This window comes from Mycobacterium sp. E3305 (genome assembly GCF_001666785.1).
In the GTDB taxonomy this organism is placed as follows: Bacteria; Actinomycetota; Actinomycetes; order Mycobacteriales; family Mycobacteriaceae; genus Mycobacterium.
Map to the genome: position 1 here is coordinate 1 of NZ_LZJA01000260.1, position 1,834 is coordinate 1,834.

Consider the following 1,834-nt stretch of genomic DNA (forward strand, 5'->3'; position numbering starts at 1 on the left):
TCGGCGCAGGCGTCCTCGGCGAGGCCGACGTGGTGCAGGCCTGCACGGACGTCTACGGCGATCGCATCGACCGCGCCTGCGCCCTCGTCGCGCCCTACATCGTCGACAATCCGCCTTACCGGCCATTCCTCGTGGCCGTCTCCGCCAACATCCGCACTTTCGTCGACATCCATACCTTCGCCTATGAAAGCGCACAGACGCGCCAACAATGGGCAGCCGCCTTTCACGAAACCGCCGGCGGCCCCTTCGCCGGTGTGTACGGGCGGTGCTTCGCGGGCCTTGCCGCATTCGCCCAACTCGACCTGCCGACCGCGGAGAACCGCTACACCGAAGCGCTCGTTTTGGCTCAGAACGAAGCCGGCCCGCATTCACATGCGGCCCGGCTGGCGGGCGCCCTGCTGGGCCGGCTCCACTACGAACGCGGTGAAATCGATACGGCCGAAGGGCTGTTGGAGCAATGTCACGAGCTCGGCGCCGAAAGCGGTGTCGTTGACTTCATGATCGCGACCTACAGCACCCTGTCCCGCATCAAGGTGCTTCGTGGCGACATCGATGAGGCGCTCGGCCTACTGGACGAAGGACATCTTGCGGCTCAGCAGCTTTCGTTGCCGAGGCTGTCCGCAGCGCTGGACAACGAGTGCGTACGTCTACACCTCGCGCTGGGCGACACCAGCCGGGCGCAACAGATTCTTACACGCCGCGGCAACGATGTGGCCAACGGCATGGACGGCATCGCGATGGCCACCCGGCACTACCAACTGAGCGCGCGGGCCCAAATCGCTTGCGCGGAAAACAACTACGACACAGCACACGATCTGGTGTCCAGGATGCATCACGAAAGCACCGCCGCCGGATGGCGTCTCGGCGCGGCCCTCAGCACCATCGAACTCGCCAGGGTTGTCTTCCTCGCGGGCGACCCCGAAGCCGCCGCCGAAATCCTCGTCCCCGCGCTGCTCGACGGCGCGCGCGCCGGGCTACTGCGCACCATCGTCGACGCCGGGCCGGAGATCCTCAAAACCATTGCCCATCTTCGCGACGCCAGCCGGACCCGCCGCTGGCCGCCCAAGCTGGCCCAGGTTCCGCCCGATTATCTCTCACGGTTGCTGGCCACTGCCCACGCCGACGCCAAACACGCGGCCATCCCGGTCGTCACGCGCGACTCCGATCGTGCTCCCACGCCGGAAGAACCGCTCAGCCCCCGCGAAATCGAGGTACTGCGGCTCTTGGAGCGTGGAATGTCGAACAAGCAGATCGCGCGGAACCTGGGGGTCACGATCAACACCGTCAAGTGGTACCTCAAGGGCATCTACATCAAGCTGGGCGCTACCAGGCGCGGGGAATCGGTCTCCGAGGCCAGGCGGCGACACCTGTTGCCCTAGTTGCGCCTCGGGTCTGGCTGCTGTCGCCGCCTTCGGTTAGCGTCGTCGGCGTGACCCTCAAAGACATCCCCCTGACCACCCTCGACGGCCGGCCGACCACGCTGGCCGAACTGGCCGACGGCGCGACGCTGGTTGTCAACGTCGCCTCCAAGTGCGGGTTGACTCCGCAATACACGGCGCTGGAGAAGCTCGCCGAGGACTACGGCGAGCGCGGCCTGACCGTCGTCGGCGTCCCCTGCAACCAGTTCATGGGCCAGGAGCCGGGCACGGCCGAGGAGATCCAGGAGTTCTGTTCGACGACGTACGGCGTGACGTTCCCGCTGCTGGCCAAGACCGAGGTGAACGGCGACGATCGTCACCCGCTCTACGCCGAGCTGACCAAGGCCGCCGATTCCGCCGGCGAGGCCGGCGACATCCAGTGGAATTTCGAGAAGTTCCTGATCGCACCCGACGGT

At 66.4% G+C, this 1,834-nt stretch carries 2 protein-coding genes; both read left to right on the top strand.

Going from position 1 to position 1,834, the window contains the following annotated elements; genetic code table 11:
* On the top strand, positions 1–1,379 hold a 1,379-nt coding region (locus A5701_RS23380), incomplete at its 5' end, for a helix-turn-helix transcriptional regulator (protein ID WP_231972872.1).
* Between the two features lie 50 nt (positions 1,380–1,429).
* On the top strand, positions 1,430–1,834 hold a 405-nt coding region (locus A5701_RS23385; protein ID WP_067759906.1), incomplete at its 3' end, for a glutathione peroxidase.